The 23,154-nt window shown below is 45.1% G+C and carries 15 protein-coding genes; 14 read left to right on the top strand and 1 reads right to left on the bottom strand.

Annotated elements, in window-relative coordinates:
• Positions 1–165: 165 nt before the first annotated feature.
• The 6 genes from AC58PV_RS00930 to lacZ all read left to right on the top strand — a co-directional run bounded on the left by AC58PV_RS00930 (position 166) and on the right by lacZ (position 10,082).
• On the top strand, positions 166–1,059 hold the full coding sequence (locus AC58PV_RS00930; protein WP_497430416.1) for a carbohydrate ABC transporter permease: 894 nt from the start codon (positions 166–168) through the stop codon (positions 1,057–1,059).
• Positions 1,060–1,075: 16 nt separating this feature from the next.
• Positions 1,076–1,939 carry a carbohydrate ABC transporter permease gene (locus tag AC58PV_RS00925; RefSeq protein WP_497430415.1) on the top strand — a complete coding sequence of 288 codons (864 nt, stop codon included), beginning with the start codon at positions 1,076–1,078 and terminating at the stop codon, positions 1,937–1,939.
• Between the two features lie 144 nt (positions 1,940–2,083).
• Complete coding sequence (locus tag AC58PV_RS00920) at positions 2,084–3,490, top strand: ABC transporter substrate-binding protein (protein ID WP_497430414.1); 1,407 nt, start codon at positions 2,084–2,086, stop codon at positions 3,488–3,490.
• A 92-nt stretch (positions 3,491–3,582) separates the two neighbouring features.
• The gene (locus AC58PV_RS00915) at positions 3,583–5,334 is read left to right on the top strand and encodes a sensor histidine kinase (protein ID WP_497430413.1); all 1,752 of its coding nucleotides are present in this window, start codon (positions 3,583–3,585) and stop codon (positions 5,332–5,334) included.
• Between the two features lie 7 nt (positions 5,335–5,341).
• A complete protein-coding gene (locus AC58PV_RS00910; protein ID WP_497430412.1) occupies positions 5,342–6,952 on the top strand; it encodes a response regulator in 1,611 nt (536 codons plus the stop codon).
• A 28-nt stretch (positions 6,953–6,980) separates the two neighbouring features.
• Entirely contained in the window at positions 6,981–10,082 is a 3,102-nt protein-coding gene (gene lacZ, locus AC58PV_RS00905) for a beta-galactosidase, LacZ type (protein WP_497430411.1), read from the top strand.
• Positions 10,083–10,781: 699 nt separating this feature from the next.
• Here the strand turns inward: lacZ and AC58PV_RS00900 are convergent.
• Positions 10,782–13,310 carry a heparinase II/III domain-containing protein gene (locus AC58PV_RS00900; RefSeq protein WP_497430410.1) on the bottom strand — a complete coding sequence of 843 codons (2,529 nt, stop codon included), beginning with the start codon at positions 13,308–13,310 and terminating at the stop codon, positions 10,782–10,784.
• 397 nt (positions 13,311–13,707) lie between these two features.
• On the opposite strand from AC58PV_RS00900, the gene AC58PV_RS00895 reads away from it, so the two are divergent.
• The 8 genes from AC58PV_RS00895 to AC58PV_RS00860 all read left to right on the top strand — a co-directional run bounded on the left by AC58PV_RS00895 (position 13,708) and on the right by AC58PV_RS00860 (position 23,149).
• A complete protein-coding gene (locus AC58PV_RS00895) occupies positions 13,708–14,412 on the top strand; it encodes a Na-translocating system protein MpsC family protein (protein ID WP_497430409.1) in 705 nt (234 codons plus the stop codon).
• A gap of 145 nt (positions 14,413–14,557) precedes the next feature.
• On the top strand, positions 14,558–15,250 hold the full coding sequence (locus AC58PV_RS00890) for a Na-translocating system protein MpsC family protein (RefSeq protein WP_497430408.1): 693 nt from the start codon (positions 14,558–14,560) through the stop codon (positions 15,248–15,250).
• Positions 15,251–15,367: 117 nt separating this feature from the next.
• Complete coding sequence (locus AC58PV_RS00885) at positions 15,368–16,774, top strand: PAS domain S-box protein (RefSeq protein ID WP_497430407.1); 1,407 nt, start codon at positions 15,368–15,370, stop codon at positions 16,772–16,774.
• 277 nt (positions 16,775–17,051) lie between these two features.
• Positions 17,052–18,473, top strand: coding sequence for an RtcB family protein (locus AC58PV_RS00880; RefSeq protein ID WP_497430406.1), 1,422 nt, complete (start codon positions 17,052–17,054; stop codon positions 18,471–18,473).
• The gene (locus AC58PV_RS00875; RefSeq protein ID WP_497430405.1) at positions 18,470–19,789 is read left to right on the top strand and encodes an AAA family ATPase; all 1,320 of its coding nucleotides are present in this window, start codon (positions 18,470–18,472) and stop codon (positions 19,787–19,789) included. Before AC58PV_RS00880 ends, AC58PV_RS00875 begins: the two co-directional genes overlap by 4 nt.
• Before the next feature lie 45 nt (positions 19,790–19,834).
• On the top strand, positions 19,835–20,410 hold the full coding sequence (locus AC58PV_RS00870; protein ID WP_497430404.1) for an RNA 2'-phosphotransferase: 576 nt from the start codon (positions 19,835–19,837) through the stop codon (positions 20,408–20,410).
• Entirely contained in the window at positions 20,407–21,201 is a 795-nt protein-coding gene (locus tag AC58PV_RS00865) for a TatD family hydrolase (protein ID WP_497430403.1), read from the top strand. Before AC58PV_RS00870 ends, AC58PV_RS00865 begins: the two co-directional genes overlap by 4 nt.
• A gap of 502 nt (positions 21,202–21,703) precedes the next feature.
• Positions 21,704–23,149: an SWIM zinc finger family protein gene (locus AC58PV_RS00860; protein ID WP_497430402.1), complete on the top strand. Its 1,446-nt coding sequence runs from the start codon at positions 21,704–21,706 to the stop codon at positions 23,147–23,149.
• Positions 23,150–23,154: the final 5 nt, after the last annotated feature.

Genomic DNA, 23,154 nt, shown 5'->3' with positions numbered 1-23,154 from the left:
GGTCTGTTTGCTTTGCCGCGGTTCTCACCCGTAGTGCCTCGTGTTCTCCCCCTATACGGAAGACAGTTGATTTGTCATACGGACATAGTTGAATTACCACTCCCGCCTATCTGCATGGTTGTACTATGCTTAGACTACAATTTCAGTTTAAGGAGTAGATGACATATGCGCAAAAGGAATTCCCTTTTCAATTCCTATGTTTTTATTTTTCCAAGTCTATTTTTAACGTTGGCGCTAGGCATATATCCGCTTATCTGGGCGCTTCGCTATATGTTTTACGACTATCAGGGGTTTGGCGAAGCGAAATTCATTGGAATCGATAATTTTACAAGATTGTTTCGAGATACGGAGTTTTGGCATTCCGTGTACAATACGCTAATCTATGCGGGCGGTAAGCTCATTATCGTACTGCCGCTTTCACTTATCCTCGCGGTCATACTGAACAAAGGGATTAAAGGGAAAGTGCTGTTGCGCGCTTTGTATTTCATGCCGACTATCATAAGTACATCGGTTATGGCGATCGTATTTTTTACGATTTTCAACTCCTATAACGGTATTCTCAATCAATTCTTGCTCAAGTATGGCATCATCTCCAAATCGATCGATTGGCTAGGACCTGATTATGCCATGATTACCGTTATTATTATGGCGATATGGGGCGCGATCGGTAACTATATGCTCCTGTTCATTGCCGGACTGCAAGGGATTCCCGACGACCTATACGAAAGTGCATCCATTGATGGCGCGAATGTGGTTCAGAAGTTTTGGTATATTACGATTCCGATGCTCGGACCTGTTCTGCAAATGATCGTGATGTTGGCTATTATCAACTCCCTCAAAGGTTATGAAAGTATTATGGTTATGACCGAAGGCGGACCTTTCGGCAAAACCGATGTCATGTACCTCTATGTATACAAGCTGTTTTTCCCAGTCTCGGCAACTTCTCCGACGGTACAGCAGATTGGTTATGGTAGTGCTGCAGGTTTCGTGACAGCCCTGATTGTCGGATTAATTACGATTTTTTACTTCGCGATGTCGAAACGGTTGAATCAGGATTAACAAGGGAGGGTATATAATGACTACTAGTACAAAATCAGGCGGATTCTTGGGCGGCCGCATTATCGGACATAGCATCAAATGGATCTTTTTGATCGCAATTGCTTTTTTCACAATTTTCCCAATTATTATGGCGATCTTGGGCTCTGTCAAAACAAATGCCGAGTTAACAACCGGTGCTACACTGCTACCCTCCGTCTGGAAGTTCTCCAATTACGCAACGGCGTGGAAGCAGGCTAACTTTGCACAATTTACATGGAACAGCCTCTTTATTAGTATCATCGTAACGATCGGAACGCTGCTCGTAGCAACGATGTCCGCCTATGCTGTAGATCGAACGAATTTTCCTGGCAAACGCTTATATGTATCATTACAAGCCAGTACGATGTTCATTTCGATTGGGGCTGTTGTGTTGATGCCGCAATTCAATCTCATGGTCAAGCTTGGTTTAAACAAATCACTTTGGGGTGTCATTATCATCCTCATCTCCTCACATGCGGTAATCTATTTCATGCTGATTGGCTTCTTCAAAGCAATTCCTAGGGATCTGGACGAGGCTGCTTATATTGACGGCTGTAATTTCTTTACGGTATACTGGCGGATTATTCTCCCGTTATTGCGTCCTGCGCTTGGTGTTACTGCTCTGTTCACGTTCCGCGGTGCTTGGAATGAATATATCTTGCCGCTGGTCTTCACGATGACGAATCCGAAACTACAGACGCTGACGGTTGGTCTAGCTAATCTGCGTTACGGTATTGGCGCTGCTGCCGAAGCACATCTCATGATGGCGGGTGCTTGCTTGTCTTTCCTACCTATTCTCGTAGTGTATGTATTGGCGAATAAGTCGTTTATTCAGGTAACGGCAGGTAGTGTAAAAGGATAGTCGCACATCACACAAAGAGTTATTTTCCCCCACATGGAAAGTTGAATTGTCAATCACGGTTGGGATGGATATAGCGGTATCATGAAAACAGTTACAAGATACATGCATCAATCACAAGAAGAGAAAACAGGAGGGTTTAACGACATGAATAAAAAGATCGTTATGAACACACTGCTTGGCGTAACTATGGTAGCTTCACTTGCAGCATGCGGTGGACAAACAGATCAACCCACGAACACTAGCTCCAGTTCATCTACTTCACCTGCAGCAAGCGGTCCGAAGACGAAGCTTACGTATTGGACGATTGACCGCCATGATGCTGATTATATGAAGGAAGTTATCAAGAAGTTCAATGAGACGAACAAGGACAATATTGAAGTAGAAATGACAGTTATGGCTGATAATTTCAATCAGTCGGTCGATATTGCATTTGCTAGTAAACAAGCCCCTGATATTTTCCGGACCAATGATTTCCCTGGTTTCGTGAAGAAAGGGTATCTATTGCCGCTGAATGATAGGATGACAGATGATATGAAGAAACGCTACAGCAATTTGCTTATTGAAGAGAGCAATATGGTTGATGGCCAAATTTATTCACTTCCAAACACAGGGCAATACTGGAGATTGATTTATAACGTAGATCTGTTCAAAAAAGCCGGTATTACTGAGCCGCCAAGAACGATTAAGGAAATGGTTGAAGATGCGAAGAAAATTACGGAAGCTGGCAAAGATATCGGAGCTTACGGTTTTGCTGAAAACTTCAAGAATCCAAGCTCTGCTTTCTCGCGGATTGCCAATCCGATTGGATCATTCAGCGGGACGTCCGTGTTAGACGGTTATAATTATAAAACAGGTCAGTATGATTTTGCTGCTTATAAACCGATTGTTGAAGGGCTTCGCCAAATGAAGCAGGATGGCAGCATGTTGCCAGGTGTAGAATCTCTTGACATTGATCCGCTTCGCGCCCAATTCGCAGCAGGGAAAATCGGTATGTACTTTAACCACTCCGGCGAACCAGCTGTATACCAAAGCCAATTCCCAACCAAAGTGAACTGGAGCGCAGCACTGCCGCCAACGATTGATGGGCAACAAACAGGAACTGTAGCCGTTGCGAATACAGGCAACTATATTGGCATCAACAAAGAGACGCCTAACAAAGATAAAGCATGGAAATTCTTAGAGTACATCTATAACCTGGACTTCCAGAAGGAATATCACGAAAAAGGCCTTGGGATCTCAATTGTAGCGGATGTAAATGCAACTGCTAAGAAGCCAGCTATGCCAGGTATTGAAGGATTCTTGCCTACGAAGTTCGATGCATTGTATGCAACGACTCCGACTAGCGTGGCGGAAACAAAAGTTGAAGGCATTAAAACAGGGAATGTCATTATTAAATATATGCTTGAAGGCGGAGATTTGGACAAAATCCTAGGTGATTTGAGCACTCGCTATAATACGGCATTAGAGAAAGCGCGTGCCGCGGGAGAAACGAAGTTGAAGGCAGACCCAAATTTTGATTCGGGTAAAATGCAAGGGACGCTTGCCAAATAGGCATAGGTCTGAATGGATACAATAGGAAGGGGGCGCGCGGCTTAATGCCATGCGTCTCTTCCTTATTATTATACAGATAAGGGGGAGTCAGCTTGAATCAATGGTTTTATCGGCTATCGCTCCGCCAGCGGTTAAGGATCTCGGTATTAATGCTGACGATTGTTTCCATTGCTCTGACAGGCATCATGTCCTATTGGATTGCTTTTCGATCCACGGAGAATGAAGCGTTTATTTCGAGTCAGAATACGCTGAATAAATCGACGCGCGTGCTGGATGAGAAGCTCAGACATATCATTGTCTCGACCTCTTCGATGATGCTGAGTGATCCTTTCAAGAACGCCATGGAGGATGTCTTTGCAAATAACTCGGCCTCCTACTATACACGGCTCTCCTCATTGCAAACGCCTCTAGGCCAAATGAAACTGATAGAACCATCGATTCAATCCGTTCTGATCTACACGCCTGTTGGTGAGCTGTATGCAACGAATGATCTGCGCAACGGGCAGGTTCGTTTCAAGGATACGATATTTTCCGAATATTTGAACACAACAGAACGTGTCGTATGGCTGGGAGATCATGAGGATGCGCTTTTTTTAGGTAAAGCGAGAGTGATTTCGCTGATTATGAAGCCTGTGACGGATGCGGCTGTTCGAGACGTTTATGTGGTTGTCAATGTGAAGGAGGACGCCATTGGGAGCGTTATTACGGATGATTTGTTGGATCATTCCCAAAGCTATTATCTTCTTTCGAACAATGGCGAAACAGTGCTTCCCTTAAGCAGCCAGCCTCCTCCTTTTCAAAATGATCCTTCTTTTCTGGAGCAATTGCAGAAACAAGATCGCGGATTCTTCAAATATGACACCGCTGGCAATAAATTGCTAGTCAACTATTCGAGGCTCACGATGGCAGGCGATTGGATGATGGTCAGTGTTCAACAGCAATCGGATTTGCTTCGGCAGGTCAATCGGATCAAAACAATTACGCTCTGGATTATGCTGTGCTGCGCTGTATTAGCGTTCGTGCTATCTAATGTGATATCAAGCTTTCTACTCAAGCCACTGCACAAACTTCAAGGGTTGATGAAAAAGGTGGAGCAAAATCATCTTGATGTGCGCTTCACCTCTAAATATGAAGATGAAGTGACCCAGGTTGGACTTAAGTTTAACCGAATGCTGGAGCAAATTTCTTCCCTCATTGAAGACGTCAAAGAAGCGGAGTACGAGAAACGCAAGATGGAGGTAAAAGCGCTACAGGCGCAAATCGATCCGCATTTTTTGTATAACACGCTGAACACGATCATCTGGAAATCGGAGACGTCTCAGAACCGGGATGTTACGGAGATGATTACGTCGCTGTCTCTCCTATTCCAGTTTGGTCTCAACGGCGGGAACGAGATGACTACGTTAGCCAAGGAGATCGAACATGTGAAGCAATACCTAATGCTTCAGCAGAAATGCTACGAAGATTTGTTTGATTATTCGATTGAACTAGCGGATGAATCCTTATTAGATAGGTCCGTTTTGAAAATTATTTTGCAGCCATTGGTGGAAAATTCCATCTTGCATGGGTTTCAGGGTATGGATGGTCTAGGGAAAATACACATAGCCATTGCATGTTCGGAGGATCATCTGATCCTTCAAGTGGAAGATAACGGGGAAGGGATGGATGTCTTAACCGTTGACAGTGATATGCGCAGGGAACAATCCCCTGCCAAAAGCTACGCCCTTCGCAATGTCTATGGACGACTGCGGCTGTACTATGGCAATCAAGCAGATATTACGTTGAGCAGCGAAGCTTATGTCTCCACCACGGTGAAACTTACTATCCCATTGACAGGTGAGTGATCAAGTCATGACGACAGAACTTAGAATGTGCGTAATCGACGATATCAAAACCGTGGTGCAAGGCATAGCCAACCAAATCGATTGGGCATCTTACGGAATCAGCATCGCAGGAACTGCAAGCAATGGTGAGCAAGGCATTGAGCTTATCAAAAGCACAGAGCCACACATTGTTCTTACCGATATTCGCATGCCTAAAGTGGACGGGCTAGAGATGACAAGACAGATTTTGGCATGGTTTCCGCGGACGAAAATTGTCTTTTTGAGCGGCTATACGGATTTCGAGTACGCGCAAGAGGCGCTGCGTCTAGGTGCGTTCGATTATATCGTTAAACCCTATACACCGCAGAAAATTATCGATGTCGTTCTTAAAGCGAAGCAGTCGATTGAAGAAGAAATGCACGAAACACTGCGATATCGCGAGATGGAAAGAAAGCTGCGCGAAAGTTTGCCCTTCTTGAGGCAGGAATACTTTCAATTGCTGCTTCAATTCCGAACAACGCCTGAGCAAGCTCAGAAACGTTGGGACTTTTTAAATATTGGACTTGAACGCGAGCGTTTTATTGTGATGCTGACAGAAATTGATCAATTTACGGAGCAAACGGATACGCTGCCTGTTCAGGAGGTAGAACTGATCCGGTTTACCGTTCAGAACATTTTGGAGGAAAGCTTGAGAGAGCATACCAAAGGGTTTGTTTTCCGAGATCATACGAATCGGTATGTGGCGATATTCAATCCCTCAGATACCGTTCATGCCGAAGCGATTGCGGAGCGCTGCCGCGAAAATGTCAATCAATACTCCAGATATACGATATCGATTGGGCTTGGGGAAGAAGTGCAGGAGATCCATCAAATCTCCTACTCCTATTCTCAGGCGTTCGCTGCCATCTCCTATAATTTTTATACAGGTGGCAATACCGTGTACAAGTATCGAGATATGAGCCCCGTTCATCAAACTTTGCCCCGTTACTCTCCGGAGAAGGAAAAAGAGCTCTTTTACTGCTTAAGGTCGGGGAATTTGCCCAAAGCGAGCAGTATTGTGGATGAATTGTTTGAGGAAACCGTACATGCCTCGGTCCCGCCGGCTCCCGAAGTGGTCAAGGGCATGTGTGATGAGCTGGCCTTTCTCATCAATCGCGTCTTCTCTGAGAAGTTAACGCGTGATGAGATGGAAGGGATTGAACGCTACCAGTATCAGATTAAGAATTTATCCTCCTATAAATTCAAAGAGCTACAAGAACATATCAAAGAATTGTGCAGGATCGGCTGCGCGTTCATTCAGAAACGCCATGTCGAAGATGTGAATCAAGTGGTCGAACAGGTTATTGCACATATACGTCAAAATGCCGCATCCAACATGACCGTAAATGATTACGCCAAATTGGTGTATTTGAGTGGCAGCTACTTCGCTAATCTGTTCAAAAAGGTTACTGGTATGACGGTTACTCAGTTTGTAACCACAGAGCGCATGGAGCAGACGAAGGCGATGCTGCTTGAAGGCAAGCAAGTGCAAGAGATTGCTCAGCTTCTAGGCTATGAAGACCGGCGGCATTTCAGTGAATTATTTAAGAAACATACAGGCATGACGCCATCAGATTTCAAACAGCTGTATACCAAGTGAAAATTTAATGAATGAGGTGCACGACGACATGCGTCAGAAATATTCCTACACACGTCCGAAGAACGGCTATCCCGAGTGGAACAATAATCCAGAAATTTTCCAGTTAAACCGAATGGATGCTCATGCGACTTTGATGCCATATGAATCGGTAGAAGAAGCACTTAAAGGAGATCGAAGCGCATCCCCCTATACCGTTTCATTGAATGGCATGTGGAAATTCAGCTTTGCAGAGACCCCGGATAAGCGGAGTATGAACTTCTACGAGATAGACCACGATACGAGCGGCTGGGATTCGATTCAAGTTCCATCCCATTGGCAGCTTCAAGGATACGATTATCCGCAGTATACGAATGTGCGATATCCTTGGGAGGGCAAGGAAGATATTAAACCTCCTTTTGCACCGACAGCCTACAATCCAGTGGGCTCCTACGTTCGTACATTTTCAGTGCCGGATGAATGGAAAGGTCTTCCTGTTTATATTAGTTTCCAAGGTGTGGAATCAGCGTTCTACATCTGGGTCAATGGTGATTTGGTTGGCTATAGTGAAGATTCGTTCACGCCTGCCGAATTTGATTTGACGCCTTACCTGCAAGAGGGTGAAAACAAATTAGCCGTAGAAGTGTATCGTTGGTGCGATGCCAGTTGGTTGGAAGATCAGGATTTCTGGCGGATGAGCGGGATTTTCCGCGATGTTTATCTGTACAGTACGCCGAAGGCTCACGTTTATGATTTCAGTGTTGTAGCGGATTTGGATGACGAGTATCTCCACGGCGACTTGCAAATCAAGGCAGTGGTGATGAATGCTTTCGGAGAAAAGCTAGGGATGCATACGCTGGAAGCTAATCTTTATGATGCAGATGGAAATATTGTAGCAGGCCCTTTGTCCGTTGAATTAGAGCTCAACGATGCGAGTATGCAGGATCGGCAGCTCCGTAGCAAGATTGATTCCCCGAAAAAATGGACAGCTGAGACGCCTCATCTATATCGCTTGGTACTATCGCTGAAGGATGCTTCTGGGAAATTAATTGAAGCAGTTAGCTGCAAAGTCGGATTCCGCAGGTTTGAATTGAAGGATGGTCTGATGACCATTAACGGTAAACGCATCGTGTTCAAAGGCGTGAATCGTCACGAGTTTAACTGTGATACGGGCCGTACCGTTCAATATGACGATATGGTTAGCGATATTCAGCTGATGAAGGCTTATAACATTAATGCCGTACGTACATCGCATTATCCGAACCATCCGCTTTGGTACGATTTGTGTGATGAATATGGTCTTTATGTTATTGATGAAACAAACCTTGAGACGCATGGCAGCTGGAACAATTTCCAAGAGGACGAAGGATGGACGGTCCCTGCAAGTAAACCAGAGTGGACGGCGAATGTATTAGACCGCGCGAATTCGATGCTGCAACGGGATAAGAATCATCCGTCTATCATCATTTGGTCATTAGGCAATGAGTCATGGGGTGGCGATAATTTCATTCGTATGCATGATTTCTTCCGCGCTAACGACCCGACACGTCTCGTTCATTACGAAGGCGTCACGCGCTGCCGCAAATCCGATGCCGCTTCAGATATCGAAAGCCAAATGTATACATTGCCGCACAAAGTAGAAGAGTATGCGCGTTCGAATCCCAAGAAACCTTTCATTCTATGTGAATATAGTCATGCGATGGGGAATTCGAATGGCAATCTATTCAAATATACCGAATTATTTGACAAGTATCCGATTCTCCAAGGCGGCTTTATTTGGGACTGGATTGACCAGGCCATCCGTACCAAGACCCCAGAAGGCATCGAGTACTTGGCTTACGGAGGGGATTTCGGCGATACACCTAATGATGGCACCTTCTGTGGGAATGGTCTCATTTTCGCAGATCGCAGTGTAACGCCTAAGTTATATGAAGTAAAGAAATGCTATCAGAATGTGAAGTTTGAGGAAGACGATCTGCATCAAGGGCGTATTCGTGTTACGAACAACTATTTGTTTACGAACTTATCCGATTATACGTTGAAATGGGAAATAGCTAAGAACGGTCTGCTAGTTGAGGAAGGGAATGCTCCACTAGATTTGGAACCAGGGGCTACGGAAGTTGTCGCGCTCTCCTATCTATTGCCTGAGTACGTAGTTGATGGAGAGGAGTATACGTTGACTGTTCGATTGGTCGAGAAGCAATATCAGTTGTGGGCTCCTGCCGATCATGAGGTGGCGTTCGAGCAGTTCTTGTTGCCAGTGGAGTCGCGTGCTGTGCAAGCGCTAGAAGCTCTGCCCGTGCAAGTGGAAGAGTCGAATACTTCTGTCATGGTATTTAGTTCGGATTTCCGTGTAACTTTCTGTAAGCAGACAGGTGATTTAACTTCCTATGTGCATCGTGGCGTCGAGCTCATCAAAGTGGCACCAAGGCCTAACTTTTGGCGTGCCAGTATCGACAATGATAAAGGAAACAAGTTGCCGGAACGCAGTCTGACCTGGAAGGAAGCTGGCCAGGAGCGTAAGCTGCATGCCATGCATGTTCGTTCCCAAGCGGATAAAGTAGAAATATCAGTTGCGTATATGTTACCAACGACACACCGTTCGATGTGCAACCTGCTCTATGTCGTGACGGGGGATGGCCGGGTTCAGATTCGCGAAGAGCTCCTGCCAGGTCATAATCTTCCGGAAATTCCGGAAGTGGGTATGATGCTCCAGCTGGACGCCAGCTTCGAGAATCTGAAGTGGTACGGCCGAGGCCCGCATGAAAATCATTGGGATCGTGCGGAGAGCGCAAGGTTGGGCATTTACCAAGGAAAAGTAGCAGATCAATACGTACCGTATTTGCGTCCACAGGAGTGTGGAAACAAAACAGATGTTAGATGGGCAGAACTGACTCGAGCCGACGGCCTCGGTTTACGTATTGAAGGTGCGCAGGCAGTTGAGCTGAATGCCCTGCCGTATACGCCGTCCGAACTAGAGGAACACGATCACATGTATAAGCTGCCTAGCAGTGACAAAATTGCGCTGCGCGTTAACTACCGCCAAATGGGAGTTGGCGGCGACGATAGTTGGATGTCGAAGACGCATCCCGAGTTTACACTTTATGCGAACCGCAGTTATGCATATAGCTTTTCGATTCAAGGGATTAATTAGTAATTCAATAGGGGGAATAACACAAAAGGTCAGTCGACGAAATGTCGATTGACCTTTTTGTTGAGCTTATAACAATTTGTGAAGTAAGGAGAATCAGTCACTGGTATAAATGTAGTGTAATATGCTGGTGGTGATAGGAGTGTAGAGATATAGCATGAATTGCTGAGTTAGACCGATGGTTGGGAGATAAGTAGTATGGTGAATGGATGTGTGTTCAAGCGAGTAGATGGTGCTCTAGGTAAAATGGATGTGTGTTTCAAGCGCATAAATGGTGCATCAGGTAAAGTAGATAAGTGTTTCAGATTTAGATGGAAAATATACAGTTAAATTGTGGATTTTATTGGTCCATTACGCAATAGATGGAAAATATACAGTTATTTTTGAGGAATCTAGCCGATGTGAACAGAAAAGTAGATTTTAACTACATATTTTCCAGTTAAATTGAATTTTCAAAGGAAATTGGCGATAATAACTGTATATTTTCCAGTTAAATACAAAATCACGGCTGCGGCCACCTTCGAACCCTCAATTCCCACCGCAAACTTATGTCATCATCACTAACATTTCCACTATTGCCATCATCTCACCCCCGCCATAACCAACTAAAATCACCCTTGTGCGACAATAACAGGAAGTGAGTATTTGCACGAATACTATGTCGAGTGTGAGACCTGGCGATTGTAGAGCTGCTACAGCCAACTAGCCAATCTCTATGAGTATAGCAAGCCTTCCGCTGTCTACCTGAATCTGGCATTGTCCGTCGGACTCCGGTGAATACGATGTTATGTCTAGTAGGTTCATAAGCGGTACATCGGATTGTACGGCGCAAGTATGAACGCGATCTGATCCGTTCACCACCAAGTGGAACAAGACGTGTTCTTCGCGGAATATCGTGTACATCCGAAGTTCTTCCGAATCATCACTTTCCTCGCGATGGGATTGCATTTGCATGGTAAGACCGGACGATGCACCGGATTTCGGATATAGCAGGGTGAGATAATCGCCGCCACTGTCACCGCGGATTCGAAAATGTTCCTGAACAGCCAAAGGGTAAGCCCCGGACACGGCGCCATGATCCATCGATGCTGTCATGTTGCTTGGTTCCAGGAAGCTAACTTCCAGATTCATTTCATTTAAGCAGTGGGCTGTAATGCGGTTCTTCTCGATCACCGAAGATGTGCTCATCGTATGCAGATTCCAAACACTGTTCCGCGGACTCCGGATATGATCCCAAACCACGTACACATTAGCACCACCAGCCTTCACATAGGTGAAATGGCGATGGTAGTCTTCCGCAAGGACATCTGGAATGGAACTTCGTACATAATCCAGTTGGTCCGAGAAAACAACTTCCTCACAAATACTTTGGAGCGGGCCATTCCGGGGAATGCCTGCTTCATCCATAAATTGAACGACGTTATGTGCATGTCCGTTCACGTACCAATGACGATCTCCGTTGTAATATCCTCCCGTTCCAGGATCAAGCGTCAATGGCGTAGCGTTCGCCCATAGGGAGAAGTGCCCCTCATCGTGGTGGGCATGGTATGTTAGCGGTGAAGACTCGAATATCGCATAGTTTTCCTGTCCCCATTGACCGAAATGCTGCCGAAAGATGACATACCCGATGCCAGCATAGTGAACGGACGCGAGTGCTGGCGCTTCCTGTGGAAGTTCTGGCTGTGGGTAGAGGAGCGGCAGCAACGTACAAGGACTAGCACCTGTATCTCGGACCACGCTCCCCCCGTGCTTCCAAGCCCACATCATCTCCCGGCTTAGCTGCGGATCTGACTGCACGTAGAAAGGTGCTGCATAAGCGAACATACGGAACCAATTATCGTCGACTGTCGAATCTCCAACAGCGGGAAACAACAGTTTGGCCTCGGAGTTTGGACCACCTTGAACAGAATCCTTCGGTGCTACAGTGCCAAATAAGAAGCGATACATCATCTTGACCTTAGTGTGAGACCAATAGTCTATCCCTCTAAGTCGGTGCAGCAGTGTGAAGAACAGAAAATATCGATGCAGCACAGCACCATGGTAACGAATATTCTCAGGCCACGCGCCATCCTGGTCAACGACATGCTCCAATTGCCAATCTACGACTTCGCAGGCATGTGTTAAATAGACTTCTGCAAGTATCTCGTCTGGGAAAATGAGTGCGTAGATCCCGAGGCCTGTGGCGCGGTCTGCGTTCCAGTTGCTGCGTTTGCCGCCTTTTTCATCGGGAAACTGTTCTAGATCGAACCGATAATATTGCGTGTCCATCATCATACCAGCTATATAACGGAAGTTGGACTGGATGGCATCATCCTCCTCGACCGAAATGGCGCCAGAATCCGCAATCTGATCATAGATGACAGATAGCACTGCCAGGCCTCGTCCAATATGGACGGCTCCGTAAGTATCATCATCATGCCAGCCGGTAGCTTTGAAAATATCCATCCCTTGGCACATATCTGGCAGCATGTACAAGATCTTTCGCTTGGCTCGCTCCGCATACAGCACATCTCCTGTGACCATATATGCGTTCGCATCCGCGCCGGCGGTCTCCAGCAGGGCAGCCCAATTCGTTGGTGTCTTACGGTTAAACGAGTTCGAAGTATACACCACATCCATAGGTTGACCGTCTCGATCAAGGAATGTGACTTCCACGGATACCCCATCCTGGGAGAAGCATGCATCCACACGAAGTGTCGTCTGAATGCTGTAATGCTCCTGGGCATAGACCGGAATTGGCTCTGTTTTGGCCAAAAGCACGAAGTCATCATCCGACTTGTTCATCACGTACAAACATTGACCGAGTCTAGGATCCTCTGATGGTTGAATGGAAACCGAGTTGGAAGAACTGGAAGTTGAAACCTCCCAACCAGCAAATCCTTGTTCAAAGCTGCCGTTTACGATCGGCACAGGTAGCCCTTTTTCCGAATGAGTAAGCTGCACTTGTCGGATCCAGGCTGCGCCCTCTCCTCGGATGCGAAGAGTTAATTTCATATATGAAGCTTTCTCAGGTGTTCGAATCACAAAGGGAGTCGTACGGTATGCGGAAAAAAGATGAATAGGCAAAGACGATTCCACTTCGGCAAAGGCATTAGATAATGAAGACTGCCGCTGATATTCCACCTGAAGCTCAGATTGTTTGGCTATGCGATTACGTATACCCATAAGCTGCTCTGAATCATAGCAGGCGAAAGGCCGTTGAGTCGTCATATTCTTGGAGTGTTTTCTCATCACATGGACCTCCCAATTAAGTTATATAGATGCACTCCTACTAGTTCTACTATAGCACCACCTTTAAACGAGAGGGTGGGACAATCCAAGCAAGGAGGAGGGGGAAATCAACTGAATATGAATGAAGCAGTTGCTTGTGGAGCGAGTGAGCTTGGGCAAATTTGTCTTGTTATATTTACGAAAAGTAATTAGAATAATTCTTAGGGCAAAAGAAATAAAGCTTGAGCCTTAAACGAAGAATGAACGATACTAATTAATACTACGGACTTAATGAACCAGTGATTGAGCTGGGCATAAGCCTAAATAAAAGTTGTTCACCACAACTTTTATTTAGGCTTTTTTTGTTACAAAATAAGAGAAGGTAAAATTATCCTTACCTGAGCTGAGGATGGGATTTTTGAATAATCATGAAAAGCAAACACAACACGAGATCGCAAGTCACATTGGAAGATTGCTGAGAGAAGCTTTTGGGAAAGGTCCACAATCGATTTATGTTAGTATCAATCGTCCGTTTGTCGTTATCTACCTAAGGAATTTTTTATCGCAAACGGAGAAGATTCTCCTGCAACAGGACCATTTGTATTCCGTTCAACAAACGAGAAACATTGTAATGGAGACACTTATTCCAGAAATCAAAGCGTATTTGCTGCTACTAACTGGAATGAACATTCGAGAATTTTACTATGACTGGGGATTACATAACTATTCAGGCGTATTTGTCGGCATTGCATCTGAAGAGAATTCAGTAGATCAGGGACCTCAAGAGTGGTGCATTGGTAAGAAGGAGCTTCACCATGAGATTGAGAGAATCTCCCTTCTCATTCAAAAAATCCCCGATAACATTCAATCTTATCTCATTAATGAGAGGACACTCCTCGTTGTCAAATCAGGTATTTTGATCTCTATTGCTAAGGAATTAATTCGATTAGGTTTTGAGGAAAATTTAAAGCAGGCTCAGCGAAATCTTGAGAAAAATTATTTGTTCAATAACAATCAGTTTCAGAAAATTGTCAAGTCACCGATTTTGGATATATTCACGGACTGGAACTTCCATTTGGACAAAAGCGTTATTGTGTTTATTTTAAACCCAAGTCACGATTAGTAGCCAATTTGATACATAGATGGGATAGAACGCTGCCAGTGGTACATACTAAGGAAAATTTCTATTGAACTTTTTAAAATAACTATTTAAAATAATTTTGGGGTAAAAGAAATAATGCTTTTGCCTTAATGAAGGATGAATGGTGTTGGATAAACAAGCACAAACCGAAATCGCGAGTTACGTAGGCAGGTTGCTACGAGAGTCTTTCGGGAAAGGTCCTCAATCCATTTTTGTCAGCATCAATCGTCCGTTTGTCGTTCTTTATTTAAAACACTTCCTCTCACCAACGGAAAAAATTCTGCTTCTTCAAGATCAGATCCACTCGATACAATCAACGAGAGACTTATTGATGAAGACATTAATTCCAGAAATCAAAGCGTATTTACTCGTATTGGCCGGGATGAAGATTGGTGAATTTTATTATGACTGGGGACTTCATAATCATTCCGGTGTTATGGTCGGTATCGAATCAGGCGATGACCATGAACAAATCTCTTTCGAATCCGTTTATACAGGAAAAGAGGAGCTTCACCTGGAAATTAGTACGATCTCTCAACAGGTTCAGAAAAAGCCGGACGAAGTGTATTCATTCATGATTAACGAAAGAAACCTAGTAGTGATCCGTAATGGGATCCTTATAAGTATTGAGAAAGAATTAATTCGAATTGGACATGAAGAAAGCTTAAAGTTGGCTAAACGCAACCTAGAAAAGAGTCATCTCCATAATAATGGCCATTTTCAGAGCTTCCTTAATACGAAGATTGATGATGTATTTGTCGACTGGGACTTTCATTTGGATAAAAGCGTCATCGTGTTTATCTTAAATCCGAGTCAATAAATTGGCGGTAATGAACCAGAAAGAACGCTGGGCATCAGCCTAAATAAAAGCTGCTATAGCAGCTCTTATTTAGGCTTTTTCTTTGTTCAATTCACTTTTGCGAAGAGAGGGTAGAGCATGGTTGATATTTATGAACGGAATGAGATACTGGATCGTATTTCGGATGTATTTTTTGCGGTCAATACGGACTGGGAGTTCACATATATTAACGCGGAAGCATCAAAAATTTTATTTCGGCATGCGGACCAGCTTATTGGTAACGAGATGTGGAGTGAAATCCCAGTTGCCGTGTATTTAACTTTGTATGCTCAATTGCATAAAGTGATGCTTGAACAAGTTAGTGCGGAATTTGAGGTGTATTATTCGCCATTAACAACTTGGTTTAGTGTGAGAGCTTATCCGTCTTCAAGCGGTCTTTCCATTTTTTTTCAAGATATTACACAAAAAAAGGGCGTTTCGTTAGAAAAGGAACAACATTATGAGTCCTTATTTAAATATAACCCGGATGCTGTATTTGCATTCGATTTGGAAGGGAATTACCTTCGGGTGAACCCGGCGATGGAGCAAATGCTCGGATATGGTGTTGAGGAGTTTTTAAGCATGTCGTACGTGCCGTTAATACCGCTAGAAGAATTGGAGAAGACCCAAGGTTATTTTTTGAATGCGGGCCAAGGTATTACCCAAAATTATGAAACAAAAGCCATTCACAAAAACGGGGGTATCATTGATGTAAAAGTAACCAACATACCGATCATCGTAAATGATGAGGTTATGGGGGTCTTTGGTGTTGCGAAAGATATTACGCAAGAAAACAACCGTAAAACGATGCTGTTACAAGCAGAAAAGCTGACTGCCGTCGGCCAGCTAGCAGCGTCGATCGCTCATGAAATTCGAAATCCGCTCACATCCCTGAAGGGATTTACCCAACTTATTGAAAAAAGCCTACCAGAGGTTAATAAAAATTATTTTGCCATTATGAAGGATGAACTTAAACGAATCGAACTGATCACGAGTGAATTGCTGTATTTAGCTAAACCTACTGCACAAGATTTCAACAATGAACACATTTGGCAAATTATTCAGGATGTCGTCATGCTGATGAGCTCACAAGCGTTAATTAACAACATTGAGTTAAGAACGTTTCATCTGGAGGAAATGCCCGCCATACCATGTGTGGGGGATCAGTTGAAGCAAGTTTTCATTAATGTAATTAAAAACGCAATAGAGGCTATGCCTGATGGCGGTGTGATTGACATTGTGGGATCAAGACCAATCGAAGATTCAATCTTGGTTCAAGTTATTGATCATGGACACGGCATTCCACAGGAGCTCATTTCCAAAATCGGATCTCCCTTTTTTAGTACGAAAGAGAACGGCACAGGTCTTGGCATGATGGCGACGCAGCAAATTATTCATGCGCATAACGGAACTTTGGAGTTAACTAGTCAAAATGGTCAAGGGACAACGATCCATATTTGCCTGCCGATCGGTAAACAGTTTAAAGTAACGGACTCATTATTATAATTAATCTTTCCGTCCCATGCGGATTGACAGTTCTTAGCTCTGACTCGTATGATACTTGTAAATGAATGGAAAGGAGGCCGACGATATGATTCGCAATCAAATTTCTATGAATAACCTGACAATCGAAAAGCATTTTATACCATCGGTCTCAACCGGACTAGTGACGAATACGTAGGTACTCTTTCTTGGAGTCGACCTAGGTAAATTTGACGTGACAAAACCGTAGACGATGTCGTCTACGGTTTTTTTGCGTCCACAAAAGAGAGGAATATAACGAATGAAAGAAAATTATTATAGGCAGGTCCAACTCCCAGCGGGAGACGTCCATGTGTACGCAGGACCTGAGTTATTCAAAGCGTTGGATTACCAAGTTTTTCAGATGGCCAACAACAATTTGCAAATTCCCAATGGTGTGTATATGAGTTATACACCTGACGTCCATGTTGGCGTTGGTACTTGCATCGGCACGACAGCAGTGTGGAACACACATAACGGATACGTATCACCCTCCATTGTCGGCAGCGACATTGGCTGTGGCATGCGTGTGCATATGACGAATGTGCATAAGGATGAACTGAAAGATGTGAAGCTGCGGCGCAAACTGGTGAAGACCATCGAGAAGTATTTACCTGTTGAGGATCACGCACGCGGCCACTTCTCGGACATCCGTTTGGAACACATAGTTACCAAAGGCTTGCATGGACTTCCTAAGAAGTATATACCTGACGGCTATACGCCTCGAAAGGCAACATCGCTTACGCATGTGGAGAGCAGTAAATTTACAATAGATGAGAATGCATTGAATCGACTTCCGAGTCAAGTTTGGTATCGGTCGCATCGTCAACTTGGGACGCTGGGGAATGGGAACCATTTTGCAGAAATTCAGTCCATCGAAATCGCGGAAGAGAACCGGGAAGTAGCTGAAGCTTGGGGACTATTTGATGGGCAAATCGTCGTTATGATTCACTCGGGTTCGCGGGCATGGGGCGGCTCTGTGAGTCAATACTGCAGCAGTGACATCATGAAAGTGATGCGACTACATGGATTAGGAACGGCTGATCCTAAACTGTTATTTGCTCCGCTCGAGCATCCGGAAGCTCAGAATTATGTGAATTTGATGTATGCAGCGCTCAATTATGCGGTAGTCAATCGCCATTTAATTGCCTATGCTATCCGAGAGGCCGGCAAAGATGTGTTTGGCTCGAAATTTGAAATGACCACGCTGTACGATCTGATGCATAACTATGCGTGGGAGGAAAAGCATGATGAGCAGTCTTATTTTGTTCATCGTAAAGGGGCGACGAGGTCGCTTCCGGCAGGTCACCCGGATAACCCGCAGCCGTATGTAACAACGGGTCATCCTGCGCTAATTCCCGGTTCCATGGGGACAGCTTCCTATATCATGGTTGGGGCGCAGGGCGGCAAAGCCAATTTTCACTCCATCTGTCATGGAGCTGGGCGAATTCGCTCACGCAGTGCAACGAAACGATTAATTACATTGAATGAATTTGCCTCTTCCATGCGAGTAGGGACGAATGAGGAAATCGTCGTTAACCAAAGATCTTTAGAGTCGATTCTAGATGAATCGCCGCAAGCTTACAAAGATGTTGATCAAATTATTGAAAGTGTCGTCGGAGCGGGATTGGCCGAAGTTGTAGCCAAATGTAAGCCCATGGCGGCAGTAAAAGGTGCGAAATGAACAATGAACAGTGGTTACAACGTGTGGAAATAAAGGAAGAAACGGCAGCTGTGACTGCTCCATTGAGGTCGACAAACGACTTGCCGAAAGCCTATGGGGACTATGTTTATGTATTAGAACGTATTCAAGATGTGCTGCAAGCGCAATATGGTCACCCCTTTGAACCCTACTTGAGTGATGATCGGAAAGAGGAGTATTGGGAGCTGCTCGAACAGGATGTGAAGACAGGGGCCAATGACGTGCAGTTCGTCACTCGGATCTTCGAACATATGGAGTCTCGGGCATTTGGCATCGATGGAGAAGGGGATGTCGGGGCCTATCGAACGTATCCAACACTGCGAAATAACGTTTTTATGTACCCGTCCTGGGGTATCGCTTTAGCTAGAGTGCCGATCTTTCGCTTAAATGGCGTTGGCGCAGAGGATTTTGTTTTTGCAATAGATGATGCTAGTTTGCTGCGCTTTCTAGAAAACGCACGCCAACGACGCAGAGAGTTAGATCGACGGCAAGTAACCGTCTTCACGGATGGACCTCATGGCATGGACAAAGAATTGGCGCCGATTACACGTATGGTTGATCGTTCAGAAGTCATTATGAAGAGCGAAGTGAAAACAGATATTTATCGCGCTATCGATCAGTTTTTTACGGAGGATCGTGCTTTCTTCAAAGCATATGACCTTCCGTATAAAAGGGGGATCCTGCTCTACGGAAAGCCTGGAAATGGAAAAACAACGCTCGTCAAATCGATTGCCGGCAGCGTTAAAGCACCCGTTGCGTATTGGCAAATTACGGAGAATACGTGTAGCGAGTCTATCCAAGAAGCGTTTCAAGCAGCGGCTACTATGGCGCCCATGATTCTGGTCATTGAAGATATCGATGCGATGCCGCAGCGGGCTAGGTCTTACTTTTTAAACATTCTAGATGGGGCTACTTCCAAAGAAGGAATATTCCTCATCGGGACAACGAATTATCCGGAGCAGATTGATCCAGCACTGATGAACCGGGCAGGTCGATTCGACCGCGCTTATGAAATCAAGCTGCCAGACCTAGAACTGAGACAGACGTATTTGGAGCAAAAGGGGATCGGGAAGCTGCTAGGCGAAGAGTTGATTCGCGTGACGGCGAAGCAGACTGAAGGGTTTACTTTTGCCCAGTTAAATGAATTGTATGTCTCCGCAGCACTCCAGCTGCACTATGAGCAAAGGGTGGATATCGAGACGTTGGTGAAATCGATGAAGTCAGAGCTGCATAAAGGGCAGACGATGTCATGGATGAAAGAGGATACGGACGTGAGGGTTGGTTTTTTGGTTAGTTAGGAAATGTGAGAATACATTCGAATACCAGATAAGGAAGTGATTGAGATGTTACCCACTGTAATGCACACGAAATTAAGTAAGTTTATGAGTAAAATATTGCGGCATGCCCCTCAAGATTTCGGGTTGAGTTTAGATCCTATCGATGCTTCTTGTGCGATTGTTGAGTTGTTAGAAGTTCTTCGTGCACAGTCGAAGTGGTCAGAGATTAAGGAAAGTGATGTTCAAGAAGTTGTTGCGGGTTGTGAGAAGCAGCGTTTTGAGATTACTGGTGATCGTATTCGAGCTAGGTATGGGCATAGCCATGATAAAGTGAGTTATCCTCCTGCACTACCACCTGAAGTGCTCTACCATGGCACGAATGTGCAGGCAGCTCCTTCGATTATGAAGCAAGGAATACGCCCAATGCAGCGTAAATATGTTCATTTGTCCGAAGGACTTCATTTTGCAACGCTAGCGGGTAAACGAAGAGGGGAATTAGTGATTCTGGCGATTGATGCGGAAAAAGCCTCCCAAGCTGGCGTAGTCTTCTACTACGCAGGCAATGAAGTATGGCTTGCAGACGCCATTCCTGCTGAGTTCTGCCGTCTTGATGAGGCACACAGAGGAGGCGCCACCCCATGACTAATCCACTCATCGACATTGGTGTTAATCTTATGCATCGTTCTTTTGATGGCGACCGCGAGGATGTGGTTACGAGAGCGATTGAAGCGGGAGTGACCCCACTCATCATGACGGGAACAAGCTTAAGAAGCAGTGATGAAGCGTCGCGATACGCGAGTAAATTTCCTGGGAAATTATTTTCGACAGCAGGGATACATCCGCATGACACGCGTAATTGCAAAGCACATACAATGGATAGGCTGCGGCAAATTGCGAAGCTGCCTCATGTGGTTGCTATTGGTGAGTGTGGGCTAGATTATAATCGGGATTTCTCACCTCGCGATGTGCAGCGAAAATGGTTTGAAGAACAGATCGTGCTAGCCAGCGAGCTGCAAATGCCGCTCTTCCTGCATGAGCGAGAAGCGCATTACGATTTCGTTCGGATCCTGAAGCCGTATATCGGTTCGCTGAATAAAGCGGTTGTTCATTGCTTTACGGGCTCACTACAAGAGCTTCAAGTGTATCTGCAGCTAGGATTCTACATCGGTATCACAGGCTGGATTTGCGATGAACGGCGGGGCAAGCACTTGCGTGAACTTGTGAAGAAAATACCGCTTGATCGTTTGATGTTAGAAACAGATGCCCCTTTCCTAACGCCTCGGGATTTGCCAGTCAAGCCACAGGGTGGCCGGAATGAGCCTGTCTTTCTCCCGCACATTGCAGCGACTGTTGCTGCGTGTCTTGGTGTAACCAGTGAGGAAGTTGCTGAGGCGACTGCACGAACCGCAATGGATTTTTTTGGGATTAATTGATTGAGTGAATTGAAGATACGAGGATTTCCGTTATGGCTTCAGCCTCCTAGTCGTCTAGGGTGGTAGGGAAAGTCACTGTGGATATCCTCTTTTTTATGATTGCATGAAGGGGGAACGATGAGCGGCGTACTTGCAGAGTCAGGATGAGCAAAGATGCGAAAATACACTTATTTTCATGGGAAATGCCCAAAATATCGAAATAAGTGCGAAAAGGCATCCTTTTGAGCGGAATAGGGCCTGAAATGAAGATAGAGGCCGAAATAGTTGCCTATTTGCAAGCATTTCCCATAATGAGGGGGTATTCGAAAGAAAAGGTTGCACTTTTGCAATTTTGCTTAGATAAAGGGCTGATCAAGGGTTGACCAAGGGCTGATCACCGGCTGAATTCACCAAGGAACTCCTAATTCGGTTCTATTTAGGGACGAAATACCATACCCATGAAAAAGGAAAATTAGGCATGGTGTGGAAACTATTTGTATAACCAAGTTGTGAGGGGTAAAAGATGAATCAATTAACGGAGTCGTATGTAGATAGTTTGGCGCAGAATAGCGCTGCGATTAAGAACGGCAAGGATTTGGTCAAGAAGAATAGTTTTCCGCTGCTCTGTCAGTCAGAGGACGGGACGATTATTTTTGGAGAGTGTAAAGGTAGTGGGAAAGATCCGTATCGCTGTTCAGTCGATTTGGCGAAAGAGGGCAATCCCGTATTCCGCTGTTCATGCCCGAGCCGACAGTTTCCGTGCAAACACAATCTTGGTTTGATGTATGCCTTTACATCAGGCAAGCCATTTACTACGGCACCCGTGCCACAGGATATTGTGGATAAGAGGGAAAAGGCGGAGAAGCGAGAGGAAAAGAAGAAAGAACCTGTCGATCCCGACGCTCCAGTTGCGAAGCGGAAGACGAACAAATCAGCTTTGATCAAGAAAATAGCTGCACAGTTGGAAGGGGTCAGCATTGCGGAGAAGTTGATCTTGCAGTTTACGCAGTCAGGATTAGGTAGTCTGGACAAAAAGGCGCTGCAAACCGCGGAAGATCAGGCTAAGCAACTTGGCAACTATTATATTCCGGGGATTCAAACGGCACTGCGTGAATTGACGCTGCAATTACGAACGGACGAGAATCGGGAAACCGTGTATACCCATGCGATCGAGCAATTGACCTTATTACATGCTTTGATCAAGAAAAGTGCCGTCTATCTCACCAGTAGATTAGAAAATCCAGATCTTCCATTGGATACAGAATCAACCTTGGAAGAATGGATGGGGCACGCTTGGCAAATTGCAGAATTGAGAGAGTATGGTCGCGTACGCAGTGAGCCCTCAGCACTCATGCAACTGGCATTCCGATCTTACACGGATCAGGCGCGGGGCGAATTCATCGATGAGGGATACTGGACAGACTTAACAAGTGGAGGGCTTCACTACACAAGAACATATCGTCCATTCCGTGCTGCGAAGTACATACGTGAGGAAGATTCTGTTTTTGGCGTCGTCGAAGCGAAAGAACTTGCCCAATATCCCGGAGATGGGGAGCTCAATAAGCGTGTACGTTGGGAGGAAGCGACATTTCGCGAAGCGAACGTGCAAGACTTTCAGACCATCCGATCTTCCGCTCATAAGTCATTTCCAGAAATCATTAAACTAGTGAAGAATCAGATCAAAAATCCACTTTCGGACAAGCGCCCCGTTGCATTGCTGCAATTTGCGGAGGTCAAGAAAACGGAGTCTTCCTATGTGCTTATTGATGAACAAGGCAAGCAGCTGCCACTAGCAGACATTCCTTATCTCAACGAGCCTACAACGCAATTGCTGCCTATGCTAAATCTAGCTTATTTACAGAATCAGGCGATTCTGGTCATGTTCGAACACAATTGGCAGCATAACAGGCTAGAGGCGCAGCCACTAAGTATCGTAACGACGAATGAAATTGTTCGCTTACTCTATTGACGAAT

The organism is Paenibacillus sp. J22FR83 (assembly GCF_059691955.1).
This window is presented reverse-complemented; position numbering and strand designations above follow the sequence as displayed.

What these genes read in the sequence shown, in the direction of transcription:
- lacZ (WP_497430411.1), top strand. Translation starts at nt 6,981, where the DNA reads ATGCGTCAGAAATATTCCTACACACGTCCGAAGAACGGCTATCCCGAG.
- AC58PV_RS00925 (WP_497430415.1), top strand. Translation starts at nt 1,076, where the DNA reads ATGACTACTAGTACAAAATCAGGCGGATTCTTGGGCGGCCGCATTATC.
- AC58PV_RS00865 (WP_497430403.1), top strand. Translation starts at nt 20,407, where the DNA reads ATGACTAATCCACTCATCGACATTGGTGTTAATCTTATGCATCGTTCT.
- AC58PV_RS00930 (WP_497430416.1), top strand. Translation starts at nt 166, where the DNA reads ATGCGCAAAAGGAATTCCCTTTTCAATTCCTATGTTTTTATTTTTCCA.
- AC58PV_RS00900 (WP_497430410.1), bottom strand. Translation starts at nt 13,310, where the DNA reads ATGAGAAAACACTCCAAGAATATGACGACTCAACGGCCTTTCGCCTGC.
- AC58PV_RS00875 (WP_497430405.1), top strand. Translation starts at nt 18,470, where the DNA reads ATGAACAATGAACAGTGGTTACAACGTGTGGAAATAAAGGAAGAAACG.
- AC58PV_RS00910 (WP_497430412.1), top strand. Translation starts at nt 5,342, where the DNA reads ATGACGACAGAACTTAGAATGTGCGTAATCGACGATATCAAAACCGTG.
- AC58PV_RS00860 (WP_497430402.1), top strand. Translation starts at nt 21,704, where the DNA reads ATGAATCAATTAACGGAGTCGTATGTAGATAGTTTGGCGCAGAATAGC.
- AC58PV_RS00880 (WP_497430406.1), top strand. Translation starts at nt 17,052, where the DNA reads ATGAAAGAAAATTATTATAGGCAGGTCCAACTCCCAGCGGGAGACGTC.
- AC58PV_RS00870 (WP_497430404.1), top strand. Translation starts at nt 19,835, where the DNA reads ATGTTACCCACTGTAATGCACACGAAATTAAGTAAGTTTATGAGTAAA.
- AC58PV_RS00885 (WP_497430407.1), top strand. Translation starts at nt 15,368, where the DNA reads ATGGTTGATATTTATGAACGGAATGAGATACTGGATCGTATTTCGGAT.
- AC58PV_RS00920 (WP_497430414.1), top strand. Translation starts at nt 2,084, where the DNA reads ATGAATAAAAAGATCGTTATGAACACACTGCTTGGCGTAACTATGGTA.